The 22553-nt window shown below is 74.0% G+C and carries 19 protein-coding genes; 11 read left to right on the top strand and 8 right to left on the bottom strand.

The window, feature by feature from the left end; translation table 11 throughout:
* The first annotated feature begins 8 nt into the window (after positions 1-8).
* Positions 9-701 (top strand): TetR/AcrR family transcriptional regulator, encoded by a 693-nt coding sequence (locus tag ACFOVU_RS20000; RefSeq protein ID WP_378535849.1) that lies wholly within the window; start codon positions 9-11, stop codon positions 699-701.
* A gap of 418 nt (positions 702-1119) precedes the next feature.
* Positions 1120-2535, top strand: coding sequence for a hypothetical protein (locus ACFOVU_RS19995; protein WP_378535847.1), 1416 nt, complete (start codon positions 1120-1122; stop codon positions 2533-2535).
* 40 nt (positions 2536-2575) lie between these two features.
* Here ACFOVU_RS19995 and ACFOVU_RS19990 read toward each other — a convergent pair whose 3' ends face one another.
* The gene (locus ACFOVU_RS19990; protein ID WP_378535845.1) at positions 2576-4768 is read right to left on the bottom strand and encodes a hypothetical protein; all 2193 of its coding nucleotides are present in this window, start codon (positions 4766-4768) and stop codon (positions 2576-2578) included.
* A 70-nt stretch (positions 4769-4838) separates the two neighbouring features.
* Positions 4839-6032, bottom strand: a complete 1194-nt coding sequence (locus tag ACFOVU_RS19985) for an AAA family ATPase (protein WP_378535843.1) — start codon at positions 6030-6032, stop codon at positions 4839-4841.
* 354 nt (positions 6033-6386) lie between these two features.
* Here ACFOVU_RS19985 and ACFOVU_RS19980 point away from each other — a divergent pair, with 354 nt between their 5' ends.
* Positions 6387-7235 carry an NAD(P)H-binding protein gene (locus ACFOVU_RS19980; protein WP_378535841.1) on the top strand — a complete coding sequence of 283 codons (849 nt, stop codon included), beginning with the start codon at positions 6387-6389 and terminating at the stop codon, positions 7233-7235.
* Between the two features lie 91 nt (positions 7236-7326).
* Here ACFOVU_RS19980 and ACFOVU_RS19975 read toward each other — a convergent pair whose 3' ends face one another.
* Positions 7327-8271 carry an AraC family transcriptional regulator gene (locus tag ACFOVU_RS19975; RefSeq protein WP_378535839.1) on the bottom strand — a complete coding sequence of 315 codons (945 nt, stop codon included), beginning with the start codon at positions 8269-8271 and terminating at the stop codon, positions 7327-7329.
* 368 nt (positions 8272-8639) lie between these two features.
* On the opposite strand from ACFOVU_RS19975, the gene ACFOVU_RS19970 reads away from it, so the two are divergent.
* From ACFOVU_RS19970 to ACFOVU_RS19955, 4 genes are all read left to right on the top strand, one after another.
* Positions 8640-9110, top strand: a complete 471-nt coding sequence (locus ACFOVU_RS19970) for an SRPBCC family protein (protein WP_378535837.1) — start codon at positions 8640-8642, stop codon at positions 9108-9110.
* Positions 9111-9831: 721 nt separating this feature from the next.
* Positions 9832-11565 (top strand): carboxyltransferase subunit alpha, encoded by a 1734-nt coding sequence (gene accA, locus ACFOVU_RS19965; RefSeq protein WP_378535835.1) that lies wholly within the window; start codon positions 9832-9834, stop codon positions 11563-11565.
* On the top strand, positions 11562-12119 hold the full coding sequence (accB, locus tag ACFOVU_RS19960) for an acetyl-CoA carboxylase biotin carboxyl carrier protein (RefSeq protein ID WP_378535833.1): 558 nt from the start codon (positions 11562-11564) through the stop codon (positions 12117-12119). Before accA ends, accB begins: the two co-directional genes overlap by 4 nt.
* Positions 12116-13537, top strand: a complete 1422-nt coding sequence (locus ACFOVU_RS19955; protein WP_378535831.1) for an acetyl-CoA carboxylase biotin carboxylase subunit — start codon at positions 12116-12118, stop codon at positions 13535-13537. Before accB ends, ACFOVU_RS19955 begins: the two co-directional genes overlap by 4 nt.
* Positions 13538-13630: 93 nt before the next feature.
* Here the strand turns inward: ACFOVU_RS19955 and ACFOVU_RS19950 are convergent, their stop codons facing one another.
* Positions 13631-14815 (bottom strand): glucosyl-3-phosphoglycerate synthase, encoded by a 1185-nt coding sequence (locus tag ACFOVU_RS19950; RefSeq protein ID WP_378535829.1) that lies wholly within the window; start codon positions 14813-14815, stop codon positions 13631-13633.
* 177 nt (positions 14816-14992) lie between these two features.
* Between ACFOVU_RS19950 and ACFOVU_RS19945 the strand changes: the two genes are divergently transcribed.
* Both ACFOVU_RS19945 and ACFOVU_RS19940 read left to right on the top strand, forming a co-directional pair.
* On the top strand, positions 14993-15916 hold the full coding sequence (locus ACFOVU_RS19945; RefSeq protein ID WP_378535827.1) for a tetratricopeptide repeat protein: 924 nt from the start codon (positions 14993-14995) through the stop codon (positions 15914-15916).
* A gap of 93 nt (positions 15917-16009) precedes the next feature.
* A complete protein-coding gene (locus tag ACFOVU_RS19940; RefSeq protein WP_378535825.1) occupies positions 16010-17845 on the top strand; it encodes a hypothetical protein in 1836 nt (611 codons plus the stop codon).
* Between the two features lie 39 nt (positions 17846-17884).
* Here the strand turns inward: ACFOVU_RS19940 and ACFOVU_RS19935 are convergent, their stop codons facing one another.
* Positions 17885-18649, bottom strand: coding sequence for a MerR family transcriptional regulator (locus ACFOVU_RS19935; protein WP_378535823.1), 765 nt, complete (start codon positions 18647-18649; stop codon positions 17885-17887).
* Between the two features lie 307 nt (positions 18650-18956).
* On the opposite strand from ACFOVU_RS19935, the gene ACFOVU_RS19930 reads away from it, so the two are divergent.
* On the top strand, positions 18957-19478 hold the full coding sequence (locus ACFOVU_RS19930; protein ID WP_378535821.1) for a hypothetical protein: 522 nt from the start codon (positions 18957-18959) through the stop codon (positions 19476-19478).
* Between the two features lie 52 nt (positions 19479-19530).
* Here ACFOVU_RS19930 and ACFOVU_RS19925 read toward each other — a convergent pair whose 3' ends face one another.
* Genes ACFOVU_RS19925 through ACFOVU_RS19915 form a run of 3 tightly spaced genes read right to left on the bottom strand, consistent with a single transcriptional unit; the run spans position 19531 to position 22144 of the window.
* The gene (locus ACFOVU_RS19925) at positions 19531-21720 is read right to left on the bottom strand and encodes a tetratricopeptide repeat protein (RefSeq protein WP_378535819.1); all 2190 of its coding nucleotides are present in this window, start codon (positions 21718-21720) and stop codon (positions 19531-19533) included.
* A 59-nt stretch (positions 21721-21779) separates the two neighbouring features.
* The gene (locus ACFOVU_RS19920; RefSeq protein WP_378535817.1) at positions 21780-21968 is read right to left on the bottom strand and encodes a DUF397 domain-containing protein; all 189 of its coding nucleotides are present in this window, start codon (positions 21966-21968) and stop codon (positions 21780-21782) included.
* Positions 21965-22144, bottom strand: a complete 180-nt coding sequence (locus tag ACFOVU_RS19915) for a Scr1 family TA system antitoxin-like transcriptional regulator (RefSeq protein ID WP_378535815.1) — start codon at positions 22142-22144, stop codon at positions 21965-21967. Before ACFOVU_RS19915 ends, ACFOVU_RS19920 begins: the two co-directional genes overlap by 4 nt.
* A 52-nt stretch (positions 22145-22196) precedes the next feature.
* Here ACFOVU_RS19915 and ACFOVU_RS19910 point away from each other — a divergent pair, with 52 nt between their 5' ends.
* Positions 22197-22436 carry a hypothetical protein gene (locus ACFOVU_RS19910; RefSeq protein ID WP_378535813.1) on the top strand — a complete coding sequence of 80 codons (240 nt, stop codon included), beginning with the start codon at positions 22197-22199 and terminating at the stop codon, positions 22434-22436.
* The last annotated feature ends 117 nt before the right edge of the window (positions 22437-22553 follow it).

The following is a 22553-nucleotide window of genomic DNA, read 5'->3' as shown; positions in this document are numbered from 1 at the left end:
GGAGCCGCATGTCCTCGCAACCCGCACCACGGGCGCCCCAGGGGGAGCAGCGCCGGCGGGACGCCGAGCGGACGAAGGCGGAGATCCTCGACGTCGCGCAGGCTGAGTTCGCGCGGCACGGCTACGCAGGCGCCCGGATAGACGAGATCGCCGCCCTCATGCGCACCACCAAGCGCATGATCTACTACTACTTCGGCGGCAAGGAGCAGCTGTACCTCGCGGTCCTGGAGAAGGTCTACACCGAGGTCCGCGCCGCCGAGGCGGCCATCGACGTCGAGCACCTTGCGCCCGTCGAGGCGATCCGCACCCTGGCCGAGCTGACGTTCGACCACCACGACGCCCACCGCGACTTCATCAAGATCGTCAGCATCGAGAACATCCACCAGGCCGAACACCTGCGCAGGTCGCAGGCGCTGGTCGACCTGGGCGTACCGGTGATCGGCCTGATCGACCGCATCCTCACGGCGGGCCGCGAGAGCGGGGAGTTCACCACCGGCGCCGACGCCGTCGACGTGCACATGCTGATCAGCTCGTTCTGCTTCTTCCGCATCGCCAACCAGCACACGTTCGGCGTGCTGTTCGACCGCGACCTCGCCGCGCCCGAGCACCGCGACCGGCTGCGCACCATGGTCGGCGACATGATCGTCGCCTACCTGACCACCGCGGAGCCCGCGACGGCGGAGGGCAACGCCGACCAGTAGGATTTCCGCCTTGTGGCGGACAATGCGGACAGGACGGACAGAGACGGCGCGCCGACCGGCCCGGTGAGCGCCGCCGATGACGGCGCCGTCCCATCGGCCGCCCGCCGGATCAGCGCGCTGCTGCCCGGATGGCGGACGGTGGGGACGTCGCTGAGTGTGCTGGTGGTCATCCACAGCCTCACAGCGGCCACGCGGATCGCCGACGTCCTCCCGGCGTTCCGCGACCCGCGCATCCAGCTCTTCGTGGTCCGGACGAGCGACGCCATGTTCCCCGGGGGCGTCGAGGAGTTCATCCGCGTGCACGGGTTCGTGGAACTGACATGGCGGGAGGCGCGATCGCTGGACTTCGATATCGCCGTCGCTGCGAGTCTCGGGGACGATCTACACGAACTTCGCTGTCCTATTCTCCGGATTCCCCATGGGAATGGATATAATAAGTATTGGGAGAAGGGAGAAGGGAGAAGGGAGAAGGGAGAAGGGAGAAGGGAGAAGGGAGAAGGGAGAAGGGAGAAGGGAGAAGGAGGTCTTCGGCCTGTCCGAGGACACTCTCAAGCACGACGGGCGCCTGATCCCCGCGGCGATCGGCCTCTCCCACGCCGAACAGCTCGACCGGCTCGCCGAGGGCTGCAAGGACGCCCTTCCGATCGCGTTCATCGCCGGTGACCCCTGCTACGACCGCCTTCTCGCGAGCGCACCCCGCCGTCTCGACCACCGCCATGCTCTCGGCCTGGTTCCCGGGCAGCGGCTCATCACCGTCAATTCCACGTGGCGCGAAGAATCCCTTTTTGGACTGGACCTCGCATTGGTCCCACGCCTCATGGCCCGGCTCCCCTATGACGAATTCCGGGTCGCGCTGGTCCTGCATCCGAATGCGTGGGCAGCTCACGGCCGCGCGCAGATCGAATTGTGGATCGACGATGCCCTGCGGGCCGGGCTCATCCTCGTGCCGCCGGACGAAGGCTGGCGGGCGGCGGTCATCGCCGCCGACCACGTCATCTCCGACCACGGCTCGGTCGGGGTCTACGCCGCCGCCGTCGGACGGCCGGTCCTGCTCGACCCCGCCGGCCGCGAGGCCATCGACCCCGAATCGGGCCTCGGCCGCCTGTTCGAGGCCGCCCGCGAACTCGACCCGGAGACCCCGATCCGCCCACAGCTCCGCGAGGCCGAACGGCGCGTTGCGCGCACCCATGCCACCGCCACCGCGTGGGTGAGCTCCGCGCCGGGGGAATCGCTCCGGCTGATCCGCGACGTCGCGTACCGGATCATGGGCACCGCCCCGCCCACGGTCGAGCCCCCGCTGCTGGCGGCCCCGGCCCTGGAGATTCCGGGCGCGCCCGGCCCGTCCTGCTGGGTGCACGTCGAGCAGTGGGGCGGTCACCCCGGCGACCTGGCGGTCCGGCGGGTCCCGGCCGCCGTTGCGGGCTTCGCTCCGAGCGCCGCCCGCGCGCCCCTCGGGGTGCTGATCGCCAATGGCGCCGAAGACGACCACCGCATCGCCGGGATGGCCGACATCATGAGCCGGCACCGCTCCGAGCTGCCCGCTGACGAGGAGACCTGGTCGGCCGACACCTTCCGGCACCGCCCGGGCGCCCGGCTCACCGTGGTCCACGACGATGCGGGGGCGAGCGTGCGCACCCGCGATGGGGACCGCATCCGGATCGACCTGGACCCGGTCGGCCACCCCGCCTCGGCGGAGCTGCTGTGCACCGTGCTCGCCGAACGGATGGCCACCGGCGCACCCACCCCGGAGGCGGTGGCCGCGCTGAGCCCGCTGCGCGTCCGGGTCGCGGACGATCACACCGTCGAAGCGGCGTTCCTCGTCACCACGGGCTGATCCTGGCCGAGCCGATCCGGGACCGGCTGGTCCCGGCCGATCAGTGGGCGCCCTCGCCCCCGTCGAGCTTGGCCCGGACGCGGGCGGCGGCGTCGGCGTTGAGGATGCGCTCGTACACGGCGAGCGCCGCCCGCCAGTACTCGGCGCCTGCGGCGCCGTCGTCGGCCGCCAGGTCGCCGAGTGCCTCTAGCGCCTTGGCCTCCTGGTAGGGCCGCTTCGCGGCCCGGAAGAGGTCCAGCGCCTCCTCGAAGAGGGTCCGCGCCTCGCGCGGACGCTCCGCCGCCAGCAGCTCCGCCTGGCCGACCAGCACCTTGCCTTCGTTCGCGTTGTCGCGGCCCGCCGTGCGGGCGTGCTCCCGGAAGCATGCGAGCGCCGCGGCGTAGCACTCCAGCGCCCGGTCGCGCTCGCCGAGAACGGCGAACGCATCGGCGCGGTGCATGTGGTGGAGTGCGTGGCTGCGCTTGCGTTCAGGGTCGAGCAGCGGCCAGGACCGATCGAAGTACACGAGCGCTTCCCGGGCCCGGCCGCGGCGGCGCTCGGTGATGCCCAGCCATTCGAGCGCGGCGGCCTGTCCGCGCGGTTCCGTGCCGGTTTCGGCCGCGGCCAGTGCCGCCAGGAACCGCTCCTCGGCTGCGTCGACGCGGTCGGCGCCGAGCAGCATCTCGCCCTGCTGAACGCGGATGCGGGCCAGGGCGTCGGGGTGGCCGCAGGCGCGCGCGTCCTCTTCCGCCCAGGCGAGGAGGGTGGCGCGCTCGTCGGTGCGCCCGTTGGCGGTGAAGTAGGCGTTGGTGGCTTCGCCCATCTGCCAGTTGTAGCCGGGCTCGGGGCGGCCGCCGTCCCATACCCGGCCCGAGCGCTCCATGCAGGCCATGATGGCGGCCAGGTTCTCGGCGACCCATTCGCCCGGCGCCGGCGGGTCCCCCTGGCGGCGTGCGCCGCCCTCGGGGCGGTTCCGGGCGGCGGCGAAATCGGGGAGCGGGCAGGGCGACGGGCTGCCGTACAGCGGGCCGAGCCGCCAGCGCTGGGACATGGCCGTGTCCGCCGCAACGGCACCGTGGAGGTAGTAGTCCGCGATCCGCCGCCGGACCCGTTCGCGCTCCTCGGCGGCCGACAGGCGGCGGGCGAGGATCCCCGCGTGCTCGTAGGTCAGGTCGTCCATCAGGTACCGCCCGGCCGGGTCCGCGCGGACCAGCCCGCGGCGGACGAGTTCGCGCAGCGCCGCCTCGCCGCGCCCGGGGTCGTCGGGGAACAGCGCCCCGGCCAGCCACGCATCGAAGTCGCGGGTGGGGTGCAGCCCGAGCGCCCGGTAGGCGTCGGCCGCGTGCGGGGAGAGTTCGGCGTAGGAGACGTCGAACACCGACGACGGGCGCACCATGTCGTCCTCGTGCCCGTCCTCCAGCGCGGCCAATCGGCCGCGTTCGGCCATCCGCTCCACGAGTTCGGCGACGGTCAGCTCCGGGCGGTCGTACAGCAGCCCGGCGGCGTGGCCGGCGATGAGCGGGATGCCCGCGCACAGCCGGATGAGCTCTGCCATGGCGTCGGGTTCCGTGCCGGCCCGGTCGGCGGATTCGAGGATGTCGGTGAACATCGCCGCCACCGCGTCGTCGGGCATCGGGCCCAGCGTGAGCCGCCGCGGCCGGGCATCTGCGAGTCCGGGCAGCGGGTGGCGGCTGGTCGCGATGGTGAGGAGCCCGGGCAGGTTGGACAGGAAGGGGCGGACCTGCGCGGCCGATTGGGCGTCGTCGAGGAGCAGCACGACGGAGCGCCCCTCGGTCAGGGAGCGGAAGAGTTCGATCTTGTCGGTGAGCGAGCCCGCCGCCCGTCCCTCCGTCTCCAGCTCGATCCGCCGGAAGTAGCGGTCGCAGACCTCCTCGATGCCCCGGCCCCTCCCCTCGCCGAGGCCGCCGCCGCAGTCCATGACGATCTGCGCGTCGCCGAACAGGTGGCGGTTGCGGTTGATCCAGGTCAGGGCCAGTGCGGTGGCGCCGAGCCCCAGCGGGGCCACGATGTTCCACAGTCGGCTTCCGCCGTTGGCCGCGGCCTCGGCCCAGGAGTCGAGCCGGGCGAGTTCGGCGGTGCGGTTCTGGAAGACCGAGGTCGTCGCGGGCACCAGCCGCACTTCACGCGGGGCCTCCCCGCCGGTCTCCCCTGCCAAGAGGGATCCGTTGAGCGTGCCGATCTGGATCAGCGTTCCCGAGACCCGGCCGTGGGAGGAGTTGGATGTGCCGCTCACGCCGCCCCATCTTGGCCGAGATCGCGCGGCTCCACCACTCCCCCAGCTCAGCGCCGTCCGGGCGCGCGGTTCAACGGCCGCCGGGCAGCGCTCCGACCAGCCGCAGCAGGTCCAGGAAGGCGTCGATGCCGCCGGGGACCGCCCAGTCGGGGTTGCGCAGCGCGGCGAGGTCGGCGGCGGCCTGTGCCGCGGCATCGGGCACCCCGGTGTCGACGGCCTTGGCCAGGACGGTCCAGCCCGCCTCCCAGCGCTCGCGGGTGAGGTCGTCGTGGACGGCGGCGACGACGGCGGTGAGGAAGGCGATCAGGTGGTCGCCTCGCGCGGGCGGCGGGAAGGCGTCGGGATGGGCGAGGACCCGGTCGGGGTCGGGCAGGTCGAGCCGGTCGAGGTAGGACAGCAGCTCGGTGCCGGCGCCGTCGCCGACCGCGCCGGTGACCGCCATCGCCAGCGCCTCGCCGCCGGTGCCCGTTGCGTGGGCGGCGGTGAGCAGCCGCAGCACCATCTCCCAGGTGCGCGGGGACGGCCAGGCGGCGCCGCGGCCATCGGCATCGCCGGGCAGCCGGTGGGACAGGTCGGGCCGCGCGGAGAGGAACCCCGAGACCGCTCCGCGTGCGCGGGCGACCGCGCCGGGGACCTTGTCGGGGTCGATGAGCGGGACACGCGGCGACGGCCAGGTGCCGGCCAGGCCGCGGGCGAGTGTGCGCGGGTCGTGGGCCCAGCGCAAGTGGACGAACCGGTTGGCCAGCGGCGGGCTGAGGGCGGCGCCGGACGCCGGGTCGGCGGCCGCGACCACCCGCACCGGTTCCGGCAGGGCGAGGCCGCCGACCCGGCGTTCGAGCACGACGCGCAGCAGGGCCGCCTGCACGGCCGGGGGCGCGAGGGACGGCTCGTCGAAGAAGACCAGTCCGCAGCCCGCGTCGGCGAGGCGCAGCGCCCAGTCGGGCGGGGCCATGGACACGCCGAAGCGGGTGGGGTCGTCGCCGATGACCGGCAGCCCCGCGACGTCGGAGGGCCCGTTCACGCCGGGGATGACGGTCTCCAGCGGGACGCGGAGCCCGGTGGCGAGCCGTTCCACGGCCGCCGACTTCCCGATCCCGGGTTCGCCCCACAACAGCACGGGCAGGTTCGCGGTCACGGCGAGGGCCAGCGCCTCGAAGCGGGGGTCCTCGGCCGGTTCGGTCCGCGTGGCGCGCACGCGCCGGTTCAGGGAGTCGGCCGCGGCCAAGGGTTCCAGGGCGGCGGCGGGGATGCTGAAGGCGGTCATTCTTCCTCGGTGTTTTCGGGGTGTTCGTGCCCGATGCGGGAGACTAAGGAAGGGAACGGCACGGCCGACCGGATGCGAACCGGTGTCGCCCGGCCCACTCTAAAGCGCGGAGTTCCCTGCGGTACGCCCCTGCCACGTGGGATTATAGCGACCATTACCGCATTTCGTGCATTGGCGAATCATTTTCGCATTGGCTCGCAATTGCGTTGTCGACGGACAACGGAATCCGGCTGCGGCGCCCCGGCCGAACGGGACCCGGCCGGTCCTCACTCGCTGCACTGCGCGAACGGACGGACATCCGTCCCGGATCCCGGGACATGGCCACCGCAGGGACGCACAGGACAGGCTGGCCCTATGACAGAGAAGACGACATTGGTGATCGGCGGGACGGGCATGACCGGGCGCCGGGTCACGGCCGGGCTGCGGGAGAAGGGGGTTCGGGCGTGCGTCGCCTCGCGCTCGGGGGAGACCCGGTTCGACTGGACCGACCCGGGCACGTGGCCGGCCGCCCTGGAGGGCGTGGACGCCGCCTACATCGTCCCGCTGGATGCCGAACCGTCGGCGACGCCCGCCCTGGTGGAAACGGCCGTGCAGCGAGGGGTCACGCGGCTGGTCCTGCTCTCGGCCCGGGGCGCCGACGTTCCCGGCCACTTCCCCGACGACTTCGCCGCCGCCCGCACCCACCTCGAAGGCGAGGAGGCGGTGCGCGCATCGGGTGCGGAGTGGACGATCCTGCGCCCGTCGTGGTTCGCGCAGAACTTCAGCGAGGGGTTCTTCCGCGACGGCGTGCTCGCCGGTGAGCTCGCGCTGCCCGCGGGCGACGGCGCGTCGGCGTTCATCGACGCCGACGACATCGCCGCGGTCGGGGTCGCGGCGCTCACCGCGCCGGGGCACGACGGCGAGGTGTACGAGCTGTCGGGGCCGCGCGCCCTCACCATCGCCGAGGCCTTGGCGGAGATCGCCGAAGCGGGAGGCCCTCGGGCGCGTTACACGCCGATCGATGAGGCCGCTTTCCGGGCGGGCCTGGCCGCCCAGGGGGCGTCCGAGGACGAGGTCGACCTTTGGAGCGGCGGCCTGCGGCCCATCCGGACCGGCGCGGACGCCCCGATCGCCGACGGCGTCGAGCGCGCCCTCGGCCGCCCGCCGCGCGACTTCACGGAATTCGCCCGGGCCGCGGTGCAGGCGGGCGCCTGGCGCCCCTGACCGCGACTGAGCGGCGGGGCCCCACAGGGGGGCGGGGCTCCGCCACCGCCGGGCCGTGGAGCGGCGCGCCGACGCCGGCGACCGGCCCCCCTCAGCCCGCCGGGGCTTCCCGGTCTCCGGTGTGCTCGCCGTCCCGGCGGCCCTGCCGGTAGGCGGTCGGGCTGACCCCTTGGACGCGCTTGAAGGCGGCGCTGAACCCGAAGGCGTCGGCGTAGCCCACCCGATGCGCCACGGCGGCGACGGTCAGGTCCGGCCGGTCCAGCAGGTCGGCGGCGAGCGCCATGCGCCATCCGGCCAGGTAGGCGGCCGGGCCTTCCCCGACCAGCTCGGTGAACCGCTTCGCGAGCGTCGTCCGTGAGACCCCCGCCCGCGCGGCCAGCGACGCGGTGGTCCACGGGTGCGCCGGGTCCTCGTGCATGGCGCGCAGAGCGGGGCCCGCGACCTCGTCGCCCAGCGCCCGGTACCACGCGGGCGGGGCGGCCTCGGGCCGGTCGAACCAGTCGCGCAGCGTGCAGACCAGCAGCCAGTCGAGCAGGCGGTCGAGCACGATCTGGCGGCCCGGCTGCGCCCCGGCGACCTGTCGCTCCAGGTAGTCGCGCAGACCGGCGCAGGCGTCGTCGTCGGGGTCGGGGACGACGAGCACCGGGGGCAGCACCCCGAGCAGCCGCCGCGGTACTTCGGCCCGGACGTCGTAGGCGCCGGCCATGAGCACCGTGGATCCGGCGAACTCCTCACCGGGGGCCGGGCAGGGGGCGGCGTCGCAGTGCACATCGTGCAGCGGGGAGCCCGCGGGGGCACCCGGATCGTCGGTGAAGACGAACGGTTCGGGGCCGCGGACGATCGCGGCGTCCCCCAGCCCGATGCGGTGCGCCGGACCGGTGGCCGGGACGATCCATCCCGCCCCGCGCATGGGCACGCACAGGGTCAGGTAGGCGCCGTCGGTGAACCGCAGCGACCACGGGGGCCACAGCACCGACCGCCCGAACACCGCCCCCGCGCCGCGCACGCCGCGCAGCAGATCGTCGAACACGTCCATGGCCACACGATAGGCGCGCCGGTGCCCGCCGGACGCCCGCCGATAGCACGGTTACCCGGACGGGACCCGGAGCAGTGGTTCCCGGATCGGGCACGGGACGACCTGCGACGATGTTATGGGCGGGCCTTACAGGCCGACTTGAGCCGGACTTGAGTGATGGCCCACATACTCTCCGTCATGACGCACGCACGCGCCGCCACCCTGCGGCAGCCTCCGGTGGTCCATCGCGCCGCGCGGCGCGCCGCCGGATGCCCCGGGCACCACCCAGCCCGGTGATGCCGCATCCGGGCCTCCCCCGGCCCTGCGCGGCGCACGCGCAGGACGCCCCGCACGTCCTGACGGATCACATCGAAAGGGTGATCACCGCCATGGCCGGACAGACCGACAACCGGATCGTCATCGACGCGCCCCTCGAACTCGTCTGGGAGATGACCAACGACGTCGCTTCATGGCCGGACCTTTTCACCGAGTACTCCGAGGCCGAGGTCCTGGAGCAAGACGGCGCCAAGGTCCGCTTCCGGCTCACCACCCATCCCGACGACGACGGCCGCACGTGGAGCTGGGTCTCCGAACGCGAACCCGATCCGGTGTCGCTGACCGTCACCGCCTACCGTGTCGAGACCGGCCCCTTCGAGTACATGAACCTCGACTGGAGCTACCGCGAGGTCGACGGCGGCGTCGAAATGCGCTGGCGGCAGGACTTCCGGATGAAGCCCGAGGCCCCCTTCGACGACGCCGCCATGGCCGAACGCCTCAACCGCACCAGCCGCGTCCAGATGGACGTCATCCGCCAGCGGGTCGAGGCTGCGGCCACGACCGCCGCCCACGCCAAGGGGTGACCGTACCCGGTGCCGAGGCGGGCGGGCACGGACGTGCGCCGATCCCGCCCGGCCCCGGAGTCCGGGGTCCGGGGGCGCGCCATCAGGGTCCGGGGGTTCGGGGGCGCGCCACCGGGGTCACACCGGCGGACGCCGCCTCGGCCCTGCGCCCCTGGCCTCTGGCCTCTGGCCTCTGGCCTCCGCATGATCCCCGCCGCCCCGGCCCGCCCCTCGGTGGGCGCGCCTATTGATCGGCCCCGGTCCCTGACCGGGTGTCGGGCGGGGCTCGGCCCCTGAGTGCGCCCGCCGAGCCCCGTCCGCCGGCCCGCCCCCGCACGGGCCCGCGCCGCACTGTCGTGATCGGCGGTGCGCGGGCTCCTCCCGCGGACCCGGCCACCGCGGCGCCGTCGGCGGTGAATCGAGCAGAAGTGGACCGCGAGTCGAGCAGCCGCGGCGACTGTGGTCCCGCCGGACGGCCCCTGCACCCGGTCGCCGGTCCGACCCCCGCCTGATCCACCGAGAGGTCATCGATGCCGTGTTCTTGGACAGCCCCCGGAGTCCGCAGGACTCGCGCCCGATGGCGGGCCGCGCTCCCCGGCCGCGCGGCCGCCGACCCCGCGCCGCCCGGCACCGCCGCGGTGGCCCTCCCCCCGCCACGGCCGCGCACCCCCACGGGGCACCGCCGGACGGTGCCGCTCTTATCCTCCGGTCTCCCCGACCACACCGAGGGCGGGCGGCCGCTATGGTGACCCTCGACCGCGCCCCCGCCCGCGCCGCCGATACCGGCTGGATCGCCTGCCGCCGCTGCGGGGTGCTCCTCTACCGCAAGCGCTTCCTGCGGCTGTCCTGCGTCTGCCCCGACTGCGGCTGGCACGGCCCGCTCACCGCCGAGGAACGCGCCCGCCACCTCTTCGGCGACGACTTCCGCATCGCGCACGCCCCCGGCGCGGCCGTCGCCGACGACCCCCTCTCCTTCGCCGACCTCCTCCCCTACCCCGACCGCCTCCGCACGGCACGGGCCCGCACCGGCATGGACGACGCCGTCCTGGTGGTGCGCGGCCGGATCCAGGGGCGCCCGCTGGTCGCGGCGATCATGGACTTCCGCTTCCTGGGCGGCAGCCTCGGGACCGCCGCGGGCGAGGCGGTCACCGCGGCGGCCGAGATCGCGCTGGCGGAGCGCTCGGCGCTGCTGCTGGTCACCGCGTCGGGCGGGGCCCGGATGCAGGAGGGCGCCCTGTCCCTGATGCAGATGGCCAAGACCAGCAACGCCATGGCCGCGCTGGACGAAGCCGGGCTGCTCACCGTCACGCTGGTCACCGACCCCACCTACGGCGGGGTGGCGGCGTCCTTCGCCACACTGTCCGACATCGTCCTCGCCGAACCCAAGGCGCGCCTGGGCTTCGCCGGCCCCCGGGTCATCGAGCAGACCATCCGCCAGGAGCTGCCCAAGGGGTTCCAGACCGCCGAGTTCCTCCTCTCCCACGGGCTGGTCGACGACGTCGTGCCGCGTACGGCCACCCGCCACGCCATCGGCGCGCTCCTCGCCGCCACCGGCCCGGCGCCCGCCGGGTGGGGGGCCGGGACCACCGACCCCACCGTCCGCCGGCCCGAGCGCCTGGCCGACCGCCCGGTCCGCGAGGTGATCCGGGCGGCGCGCGACGTCGAGCGGCCGACCATGACCGACCACCTCGCCCTGTGGGGCGCACGCTTCGTGGAGCTCCACGGCGACCGCACCGACCGCGACTGCCCGGCGATCGTCGGCGGGCTGGCCACGATCGAGGACCGCCCCTGCGTGGTCATCGGCCACCAGAAGGGCCACACCTCCGCCGAGCTCGCGCGCCGGGGGTTCGGCATGCCCTCGCCCGCGGGCTACCGCAAGGCCGAGCGCCTGATGCGGCTCGCCGGCAAGCTCCGGGTCCCCGTGGTCACCCTGATCGACACCCCTGGCGCCCACCCCGGCCTCGAAGCCGAGGAGAAGGGCCAGGCCAACGCCATCGCCGCCTGCCTGCGCACCATGGGCGGGCTGCCCGTCCCCGTCGTCGCCGTCATCACCGGCGAGGGCGGCAGCGGCGGCGCGCTCGCTCTCGGGGTCGCCGACCAGGTCTTCGCCTGCGAGAACGCCGTCTACTCGGTGATCAGCCCCGAAGGCTGCGCGGCGATCCTGTGGAAGGACGCCGCCTTCGCCGGGACCGCGGCCGAAGCCTTGCACATCGACGCACCGTCGCTGCTGCGGCTCGGGATCGCCGACGGCATCGTCCCCGAACCGCCCGGCGGCGCGCACAAAGACCCCACGACCGCGTCGCTCAACATCCGCGACGCCGTGGTGGCGGCCCTGCGCGAACTCGCCGTGCGCCCCGCCCACTCGCTGGTGGCCGCGCGGCGCGCCCGGTTCCGCAGGTTCGGCACGGCCGCACCCGCGGCGGTCACGGGCGCGGGCGCGAGTGCCGGTGCGAGTACGGGAGGTGCCGCGCAATGACCGACGCGATCGGCTTCGGCAAGGACGGCCCCGCTCCGGTCGACGGGTGGGCTCCGCAGCGCATCGACGAAACCGGCGACACCGCCGAGCAGGACCGGCAGACCCTCGAGGCGCTGTCGCGCGCGGTGGGCGACCTCCTCCGCGCATCGGCGCTGCCCCCGTCCCGGGTCTCGGTCCGGCTCGGGGCCGCCCGGATCGACGCCGAGTGGCCCTCCGCCGCCGGGGCGGCCGCGGCCGGCTCCGCCCCCGCCGGCCACCAGCTGCCGGCCGGGGCCGCGCCCGCGGAACCGGAGTCCGACCCCGGCCTGCACCGGGTCACCTCGCCCCTGGTCGGCACCCTCTACCGCGCACCCGAGCCCGACGCCCGCCCCTTCGTCGAGGTCGGCGAGACCGTGCGGGCCGGCCAGCAGGTCGCGATCGTCGAGGCGATGAAGCTGATGGTCCCGGTCGAGGCCGACCGCCCGGGCCGGGTCTCCCGGTTCCTCGTCGACGACGGCCAGCCCGTGGAGTACGGCCAGCCCTTCCTGGTCCTCGACCCGCTGGAGGAGGGGTGAGCGCCGGTGAGGCGACGGTGCCCGGGGCGGCCGTCCCCGGGGGGAGCGGCGCCGGGCCGCGGGCCATCGACACCGTGTTCGTCGCCAACCGGGGCGAGATCGCCCTGCGCGTGGTGCGGACCTGCCGTGAGATGGGCATCCGCAGCGTGGTCGGCTACTCCACCGCCGATTCCGACTCCGCCGCCGTCCGCGCCGCCGACGACATCGTGCGGATCGGGCCCGCGGCGGGCAAGCGCAGCTACAACTACCCGCCGGCCATCATCGAGGCCGCGCTGCGCAGCGGCGCCCAGGCGGTGCACCCGGGCTACGGCTTCCTGTCGGAGGACCCCGATTTCGCCGAGATCTGCGCCGCGAACGGCCTGGTGTTCGTCGGCCCCGATCCGGGGGTCATGGCGAAGCTGGGCGACAAGGCCCTGGCGCGGGCGCTCATGGCCGCCGCGGGGGTCCCCGTCCTGCCGGGCAGCGACGGCCCCGTGCAGGGCGAACGGTCCGTGGCCGACGAGGCCGGCCGGATCGGGCTGCCGCTCATCATCAAGGCCGCCGCGGGCGGCGGCGGGCGCGGCATGACCGTGGTGCGCCACCGCGACGACCTCCTCCCGGCCTACCGGCAGGCGCGGGCGGCGGCCCGGGAGTTCTTCGGCGATGACCGCGTCTACCTGGAACGCTACTGGGAGCGCCCGCGCCACGTGGAGGTCCAAGTGCTGGCCGACTCCCACGGAGGGGCGGTGGCGCTGGGCGAGCGCGACTGCTCGGTGCAGCGGCGGCACCAGAAGCTCATCGAGGAGAGCCCCGGCCCGGGCCTGCCGGCGGACGTGGCCCGGCGGCTGGCGGAGTACGCGCTGAGCGGGGTGCGGTCGGTCGGCTACACCGGGGCGGGCACGTTCGAGTTCCTGGTGTCCGGCGACGACGTCGCCTTCATCGAGGTGAACTGCCGGATCCAGGTCGAGCACCCGGTCACCGAAATGGTCACGGGCATGGACCTGGTGCGCGAACAGCTGCGGGTGGCCGCCGGTGCCCCGCTGTCCGTCGAAGCGGCCGCTGGCCGGATCGCGCCCCGCGGCGTCGCCGTGGAGTGCCGGGTCAACGCCGAGGACCCCGACCGCGGATTCATCCCCTGCGCGGGCCGGCTGACGGAGTTCACCCCGCCCGGCGGCCCGTTCGTCCGGGTCGACACCCACGCCTACGCCGGGTGGTCGATCCCGCCCGACTACGACTCCCTGCTGGCCAAGGTGATCGTGTGGGGGCCGGACCGGGAGCAGGCGCTCGACCGCATGGACCGGGCCCTGGCCGAGTTCGCCATCGGCGGCCCCGGCGTGCACACCACCATCCCGTTGCTGCGCTCGGTCCTGCGTGATCCGCTGTTCCGGGCGGCCGGGCACTCCACCGCGTTCCTGGACGAACGACGGTCCTACGCGTGACGCCCCTGCGCAGGGCGGCGGCCCGGCGGCGCCGGGCCGGCCCGATCCCGCCGGCGGACCGGCCACCGGGGCGGGCCGGTCCCCGCCCTGCCGTCAGGCCCCGGACCGCACGGGGGCGGGTCCGGGGCCCCGGCCGGTGCCGGCGCCGCCGGGGCCGGGCACCGGCCGGGGGGCCGGGGCGGCATCGGTGGCGGCGGGCGGCGCAGGGTCCGGATCGCGTGGCACATGGTCCGGAGCAGGCGGCGCAGGGTCCGGCGCGGGCGGCACCCGGTCGTGCGGCGGACGGTCGGCCACGCGGATATCGCGGACCCGCACCCGCCGCTGTTCGCCGGCGGCGCGCTCGTACTGGACCAGCGGGCGGACCTGCTCGTGGGCGGCGTCCGCGCGGCCGGGCCGACGCCCCGCCACACGCCGCAGCGCCGCCGCCTGCACCTGCGCGGCCATCGCACCCAGGTCCGCCAGGTCCTGGTGGCGATGGTGGCGCACCCCCAGGTCCACCTGCGCCAGCCGGTCCAGGCCCACCAGCGCGTACAGGTCCAGCAGCAGCCCGATCTCCACGCCGTAGCCGGCCGCGAAGGGAACCCGCCGCAGGACGTCGGCCCGGCCCGCGGCCTCCCCGGCCAGCGGCTGGACGAACCCCGCGAGGTCGGGGGCGAGCAGGTTCAGCAGCGGCCGGGCCACCAGTTCGGTCACCCGCCCGCCGCCCGCCCGGCCCGCGGCGCCGGCGGGATCGGCGGGCCGGTCGTAGAAGCCTTTGACGTAGGCCAGTCCGGTGTCGGCCAGCAGCGGGCCCAGGAGTCCGGTCACGTAGCCGGGGGTGAAGTCGCGCACGTCGGCGTCGAGGAAGACCACGATGTCGCCGGTGACGGCGAACAGCGACTTCCACAGCGCGTCGCCCTTGCCGAGCGAGGGCGGCAGGTCGGGCCTGATCGCGTCCTGGTGGGCGACGACGGCCCCGGCGGCGCGGGCGACGGCCGCGGTGGCGTCGTCGCTGTGGGAGTCGACGACCAGGATCTCGTCGACAACGGGGTGGGGCCCGCCGGTGAGGGTGTCCGCGATCGCGGCGACGATGCCCCCGATGGTGGCCGCTTCATTGCGCGCGGGCAGCACCACGCTGACGCGCAGGTCGCCTTTCAGCGGGCGGATCCGGGCGGCGTCCCAGTCCGCTCCGGCATAGGTCCGCCGGCCGAGCCAGCCGCGCACCCGGGGGGTGAGGGCGTCGGCGGCACCGACGAGGGGGACGGCGGGGGTGTGGGGGATCTCCGAGCCTGCGTGCACCGTGCGGAGTCTAGATGCACCGTGCCCGGTTCCCCGGACCCGCGTCGGCCTCGGTCAGCGGACGATGGGCACAGGGGCACCTCTCATCCGACGATCCGGCACGCCACGAAATCTCGATCTCTCGTAACCGGCGGGCGGACCGGGGCGTTCCCCGTGGCCGCTGTAGGGTGCGGCCCCATGAGCGCACAGGGGCCGGACACCGGGCTGGCACGGGCCGATCGCCTCCTCGCCGATGTCGATTGCCGGCTCAGGCACGTCGACGGCGAACGGGAGAACCCCGGGCTGCTCGCCGGGGCGCGGCGCTGCTGCGACGAGGCGGAGGCGGCCCTATCCGGCGACGCGGAGGCCGCCGCCACGATCGCCGTCCTGCGCGCGGTGGCCGCGACGTTCGCCCTGCGGCACACCGTGCTCTTCGACGTCGCGTGCGATTTCGACGACAACGACGGCACGCTCCTCGGCGGGATGGAGCGCTACGACGCGAAGGGTGTGAGCCGTCCGCTCGCCGACGAGGCGGTCCGGACCGCGCGGGAGGCGCTGGACGCCGACCCGCACGACCCCCTCGTGCCGCTGTACCTGGGGCACGCGCTCACCTGGTCGGGCGACCGCGACGGTGCCGTGGCGGCCTACCGGGAGGCGCTGCACAGGGATCCGGGAGACAGGTGCGCCCTGTCGTGCCTCAGGTATCTGAAGGCCGCGCCCAAGAAGCGGCCGTCGCCGGATCCGATGAGCCGCGGACGCCACGGATTCGCCCTGGTCCGCGACTGCCACATGATCTCCAACAACGACTCGGACAGCGGGTCCTCGCTGTTCGCGTCCGCCGCCGATGCACGCGCCCACGTCGACCGCGAGCTCGACTCCCTCGTGACGGGGGAGGATCTGGAGGGCCAGGAGGGGGAACTGCTCCTCCAGATCCACCGGCCGGGGCGCCCCGTCGCCGAGTACGACCTGAACGCGCGGATACCCGAAGAGCCCGAGGACGGGCCGTTGCGCATCGACTGGTCGGGCATCCCGCTGGACGAACCGCTGGAGCCGCCGCTCCCGCCGGGACGCCCGCTCCGGATCGGCGGCCACCTCTGCTTCCCCTTCCCCGGCGGCGCATAGGCCGTCGCCCCCGGTGTGGCCGAGCCCCGATCGGCCGTCCGGTTCGGGGGTGAAAGCGGCCGTTCATCGGGGCTTGGGTAGAGTTCGTCGATTGTGACGAACGATCCCCTCAGTGGTGCGCCGACATCGGGACCGGCCGCCTCGGCGGAGAGGGTCAGTGCATTCGCCGAGAAGTGGCGGACGGTCGCCGCCGGCCTTCGTGTGCTGGCGATCGTGCACAACGTCACCTCGGCGACGCGGATGCTCGACGTCCTGGAGGCGCTGGACTCCGACCCGCGCGTGCAGACCGTCGTGACCTGGACGCGCTCATCGATCTTCACCCACGGGGTCGAGGAATTCCTGCACCGGACCGGCCGGCTCGTCCTCGACTGGGAGGACGCGGTGGGCCGGGAATTCGACCTCGCCATCACCACCAGCCTGGGCGGAGAGCTGCACCGGGTGCGTGCACCATTAGTCCGACTTCCCCATGGAATGGGCTACAATAAGTTCTTAAAACCGGAAACCGGAAACCGGAAACCGGAAAATGGAGAATCGGGAAGCGGCGCGGAGGAAAACCCCGCCCGGCCCGTCTTCGGCCTCTCCCCGGAATGGCTGCTGCACAATGGTGAGCTGATCCCCTCCGCGATCGTCCTCTCCCACGACGAACAGGCCAGGCGCCTGGCCGCCGACTGCCCCGAGGCGATTCCCGCGGCCGTCGTCGCGGGCGACCCCTGCTTCGACCGCCTCACCGCGAGCCTCCCCCACCGCGCCCGCTACCGCCGCGACCTCGGCCTGACGGCCGGTCAGCGGCTGCTGCTGCTCAGCTCCACCTGGGGCCGCGCCTCCCTCTTCGGCCGCCATCCGCTCCTCGCGCGCCGGCTGCTGGCGACGCTGCCCCGCGACGAGTTCCGCATCGCGCTGGCCCTCCACCCCAACGTGTGGCACGGCCACGGCCCCGGGCAGGTCAGGGCCTGGCTCGCCGACGCCCGGCGCGCGGGGCTCATCCTCATCCCGCCGGAGGAGGGGTGGCGGGCGGCGGTGGTCGCCGCGGACGCCGTCATCGGCGACCACGGGTCGGTCGCGTACTACGCCGCCGCGCTGGGCCGGCCGGTCGTCCTGGAGCAGGCGGGCCTGGCCGACGTCGCCGCGGAGTCCCCGATCGCGCTGCTGGGCGCGGCAGCGGTCCCGTTCGATCCGCGGCGCCCGATCGGTGCCCTCCTGGGGGAGGCCGACGAGGCGGCGGAACGGACCACCGGCGTCGCCTCCCGGTGGGTGACCTCGCGTCCGGGGCGCTCGCTCGCCCTGCTGCGCCGGACGATGTACGCGCTGATGTCCGTTCCCGAGCCCGAGGCCCCGCCGCAGGTGGCCGCGGTCCCCGCCCCCGTTCCCCTGCCCGGTCCGCGCCACCCGGCCCTGTGGACGACCGTGACGGAGGTGCGCGGCCCGGGCGGGGCGCGGGCCTCATCCGCGGGATCGGCGGAAACGGCGGAAACGGCCCCGGCGGTCCGGATCAGGCGGCTGCCCGCCGCGGTGCTGGACCGGCCGGGGCCCGGGGACGACGCCGGGTTCCTCATGGCCTGGGCGGACGAAGCCGACGCGCGCCTGGCGAGGCTGGCCGACGCCGTCGTCCGCCCGGCCGCGGACCCGCCCGGCGACGGTGACCCCGCCAACGGGGACTGGTACCGGGACGTCTTCCACCACCACCTCGGGGCGCGGATCGCCGCCTCCTACGACGCCGGGCGCTGCGTCCTGCACCTGCGTTCGGGCGAGCGCGCGGTGGTCACCATCGAGGAGCCTGTCCCCGGTTTCGACCCCGCCCTGCTGGTGGCCGTGCTCTACCACCGGCTCACCGGCCCCGGCCGCGCCACCGCCCTGGACGCCCGCCGCGAACGCCTCACGATCACGGCGGGCGCGACGGCGGACGTCGTCTTCCGCGTCGAGCCCGGGTGACCCCGCTGCCGGCGGCCCGCCGGCGCGACCGCGACGCGGTCACCGGGCGTTCCGGGCCTGCTCCAGGTAGCGGACGAGATCGCGCAGCCGGTCCGTGGGCCACGGCAGGTTCCGCCCCAGCTCCTCGCTGTTGGCGGCCCACATCTCCCGCGCCGCCGCGGCGGTCCGGTCGTCGCCGCCGTGGAAGCGGCCCCCCAGGGCGTCCCAGCGGGCGACGAGGTCCTGCACCCGCGGGTCGTCCACGGGCGTGCCGTCCCCGAGGTGCCGCAGCAGCTCCTCGACCAGCCCCGCCCACTCGGTCTTCGCCGCTTCGACGGCCCCGGCCCCGAGCGCGGCTCTGCGCTCGGCCAGCCGCTCCCGCTCCTCCGGCGTGAACGTGCTTTCGAACACCGACATCATCTCCAACGTCGTCATGAACCGGTCCGGATCGGGCATCGAGCCGGTGCCGACCTGCTCCAGCAGCCCGCTGATCTGCCGCTGAAGCAGGTCGAGCCGCCGGGCCTGGTCCCGCAGCCCGCGCAGCTGAGCGGCCAGCAGGTCGCGCACCGCCGCCGGATCGTCGGGCGCGCCCGTGAGCGCCCCGTCGATCTCGTCCAGCGACAGGCCGAGGGACCGCAGTGCGCGGACCCGGTACAGCCGCCGCAGGTCGTCGCCGGTGTAGCGCCGGTGCCCGGAGGCCGTGCGCTCGCTCGCGCGCACCAGGCCGATCTCGTCGTAGTGGTGCAGCGTGCGCACGGTCAGCCTGCTCGCCCGCGCGACCTCGCCGATGCTCCACCGGCGTCCGCTGTCGTCGTTCCCGATCACGAGGGCAACGCTAGGACCTCACGCAACGGGAGGTTCAAGGCCCGGGGACGGGTCCGGCCCCGTCTTCCGAAAAAAATCTCCTCGACCCATAGAACCGGAACGCCCCATCCGGCATCGGAGTGCACATAAAGGTTCTCAAGAAGCACGCACAACACCGACAGGAATGGTCCGCATCCGGTAGTTCCAGAGACCCGTTCCACGTCAGTCACGCGTGCGATCGCATCATTCTTGTAAATCCCGTTCCGAGCAACGGCCGACCCCACATCCCCGCCATTCCGCACCCCTTTTCGCGAAAAGAGATGACATAATGAAGCGCGACGTCCGTTCCACCGTCCTGGCCCTCGCGACCTTCGGCCTGGTGGCCGCCGGCTCTGTGGGGTGCTCGGCCCAGGGCATGTTCACCGCGGTGTCGTCGGAGGAGCCTGCGCAGACGGATGCGAACAGCGGCACCGAAGAGGGCACCCCCAACACTGAGCCCGACGCGGACAGTGACCAGGACGCCAGTGCACCCGCCGCCCCCGAGGCGCCCGCCGAGGGCGGCGACGAGGCCGCGGAGGGGACCGAAGGGTTCACCGGAAGCGCTGAGGGCGAGTTGGAGTACGTGGCCCCGGGCGAGTACATCGTCGACGGCACGGCCTTCTACGTTGCGGAGAGCACGCAGATCACCGCCGGCATCTACGCCTGCGCCGACGGCGTCCAAGACCCCGACACCGGGGATGTCACGTGCGACTTCGACGAGTTCGACGCCACGCTCGCGAACGGGAACGTCGTCCTCGCCTCGGTCGAGATCGTCGACGGAATCGCCGAGTCGATCACCGAGTACGAGTAATGATGATCTGAGGAGCTGAGGACTTCCCGGCGAGCAGGGTGCCATCCGCATCTCACTCGCCGGGAAGTTCGCGCTCCACCCGCTCCGCCTCCGCGTCGTTGCCGATCCCGCGGTAGAGGTCCCGTGCGGCGTCCCGGTGCTCCCGGTAGGCGGCGCCGTCGTCGGACTGCGGGTCCGCGCGCTCCACGCGGGCCAGCGCCTCGCGCACGCGGCCCTGCCAGTAGGCCAGAGCTCGTTCGGCGAAGATGTCCAGCGCGCGGCGGAGCGCGATCCGGGCCTGCTCCGGCTCCCCCGTTCCGTCGAGGGCGCGACCGCGCTCCAGGAGCGCCTTCGCCTCGTTCACCACGTCCCATCCGCCCGCGTCGTCCTCGGTGCGGAAGGTGTCGATGGCGCCGGCGAGGGGGTCCAGCGCTTCGCCGCCGCGGCCGAGGGAGATCAGCGAGCGCGAACGCAACAGGGCCAGGATCGCCATCGCCTGGGGACGCCCCATGGCCTCCTTGAAGGGGCGCGCGCGGTCGAAGTAGCCCAGCGCGGCCTCGTCGTCGCCCGCCCGCTGCGCGGCGATGCCGAGGCACTCCAGGGCGGCGGCCTGGCCGCGGCCGTCGCCCGGCCCTTCGGAGAGCGACAGCGCCAGGGAGAACTCCTCGGCCGCCTCCGCGTAGCGCCCGAGTTCGACCAGGGTGAGCCCGAGCTGGTTGCGCAGGCGCGCCTCGGCGGCCGCGTTGCCCGCCGCCTGTGCCGACCGGATCCCCATCTCCATCAGCGCGGTCCGGTCGGTGTAGCGGCCGTGCTCGCGGAGGAAGCCGTCGGACGCCTCGGCGATCCGCCACACGGGGTCGTGGTCCTCGGCGTCCTGCGCCCACTCCGCGACGGCGAGGATGGCGGCGAGGTTCCGGCGCATCCACATCCACGCCGCGTCCGCGGTGGGCATGTCCGGCAGGTCCGGGGCGTCGTCGCGCTGGACCGCCGTCATCCAGCGCCGCGTTCCCCGGGCGCCGGCGGCGATCGCACCGGCCACGTAGTAGGCGATGTAGCCCTGGCGGACGGCGAGCGCGTCGTCGGCGCCGATATCGGAGTGGGCGCCGGAACGGGCGTGGTCGCGGACGACCTCGGCCATGCGGTACCGGCCGTCGGTGTCGGCCCTGTCGTCGATGTCGGCGGCACCGTCGCCGAGGTCGGCGTCTCCGGTGCCGGTGCCGTCGATGTGGTCCACCAGGCCGTTGCGCCACAGCTCGGTGAGCCCGCTGCGGGCGGCCGCGGCGTCGCCGCCGAGGGCGGCGGTGGCGGCCCAGCGGTCGAACTCGGCGGTGGGGTGCAGGCCGAGCAGCCGGTACAGGTGTGCGGCGGCGGGCGAGAGGTTGCGGACGAAGGCGTCGATCTCGCCCCTCAGCGAGGGGCCGCGTGCGGCGTCGTCCATCGCATCGGCCTCCCGACCGGCCTGGTCCATGCGTGCGGCGAGCCGCCCGACCGTCTCCTCAGGGTCATTACTCAGCGTACGCGCGGCCATGCGCGCGAGCTGCGGAAATCCGTGGCATGTCCCCGCCAGGCGCCGGATGTCCTCCGCGGATGCCGCTCGGGTGCAGCGCTTCGGGAGTACAGCGGTCAGCAGCTCGGCGATGGCCGTGTCGTCCATGGGGACGACGTCCAGGGCGTCGGCCTCGTCGAGGGTGAGCTCGTTGAGGCGGCGGGTGCTCGTGATGACGACCAGTGCGCGCGATCCGCCGCGCAGGACCGGCTCCACCTGGGCGGCGCTCACCGCGTCGTCCAAGAGGACGATGAGGCGGCGGTCGGCGGTCATGGACCGGAAGAGCCGCGCCTTGGCGTCGAAGTCGCGGGTCGCCGCAACGGTGTCGTCCGCACCGAGGTCGTGGAGGAGGAGGTCGAGGATCCGCTCGGCGTCCGGCGCCCCACCGAGGCCGTTCTCGCCGATCGGCAGGTGGAGCTGTCCGTCGGCGTAGTCGCCGAGGATCTCGTGGAGCCACTTCAGGGCGAGCGCCGTCTTGCCGACCCCCGGCAGCCCGCGCAGCACCACAACGGCCGGGGCACCGTCGTTGTCGGCCGCCGCCCGGAACGCATCGAGCCGGCGGCGTTCCGCCACCCGGTCCACGAACCGCTTCGCGGCCGCCTCCAGCTGCCGCGGGACGATGGCCGGACGGAAGGCATGGATGACCACGTCGCCCTCGACCTTGCCCGCCTGCACGGTGATGCCGTCGGCCCCGCCCGAAATCTCATTTCCGCCCACGGCAGCCCATCATGGACGACCCACCGCGACCGCGCCACCACCCCGAGTCGGAACCCAGGTCAGAACGCGTCCCGCCGGACGGCCTCTAGGAACGCGCGCCATTCCGATGTCCCGAAGGTGAGCACGCCGACTCCCCGATTCTGAGAATCCCGCACGGCGGAGGCGCCAACGCCGTCAGCCACCTCGACGCAGTTGCCGTTTCCTGCGCTGTAGCTGGACGTTCGCCACTGGTCGTCTTTGCGGATCACGGCAGCTCCTTGCTGATCCGGTCGATGAAATCGACCGATTCGGACGGATTCAACGCTACCCGGAGCAGCCGTGCCATGGCTTCTTGGTAGACGGCGACATCTGCGAGCTCTTCCAGGAAGAGGCCCGAGATCTTGCCTTCGCCCTTGCCTCCGTCGACGTCGTCGCTCCGTTCCACATCATCGACGTCATCGCCGCAGCGAGACGCGCGGGCCGTTACCCGTCCCAACGTGGCCGAGCTGCGCGCCATCGCCGCGGGGCGGCACCGGCCCGGCGACTACTGGCCCACTCACGCCGATGACCGCTTCCATACCCGGATGCGGCGACCGTCGCGGCTCCGCCGCGCCGTCCGGCGGCTTCCGCGGCTGGCGCACCATGCCTGCGCCGTGGTCGGGGTCTTCGCGCTCGGCGACGGTGCCGCGACCGCTCTGCTGATCTTGTCGTCCTCCCCGTTCCCGTTTGGCCGATGACGGCCACCGATTCCCCCGGTAGGTGACCGTCTCCGCCCGCCGACGACCGCTTTTGCGGGGAGTGCGAATTCGGACGGCGCGGGATGGGAATTAAGGATGTTGCGATATCCGGGGTCG

The sequence above is a fragment of the Nocardiopsis sediminis genome (genome assembly GCF_042650565.1).
GTDB lineage: Bacteria > Actinomycetota > Actinomycetes > Streptosporangiales > Streptosporangiaceae > Nocardiopsis_B > Nocardiopsis_B sediminis.
This window is presented reverse-complemented; position numbering and strand designations above follow the sequence as displayed.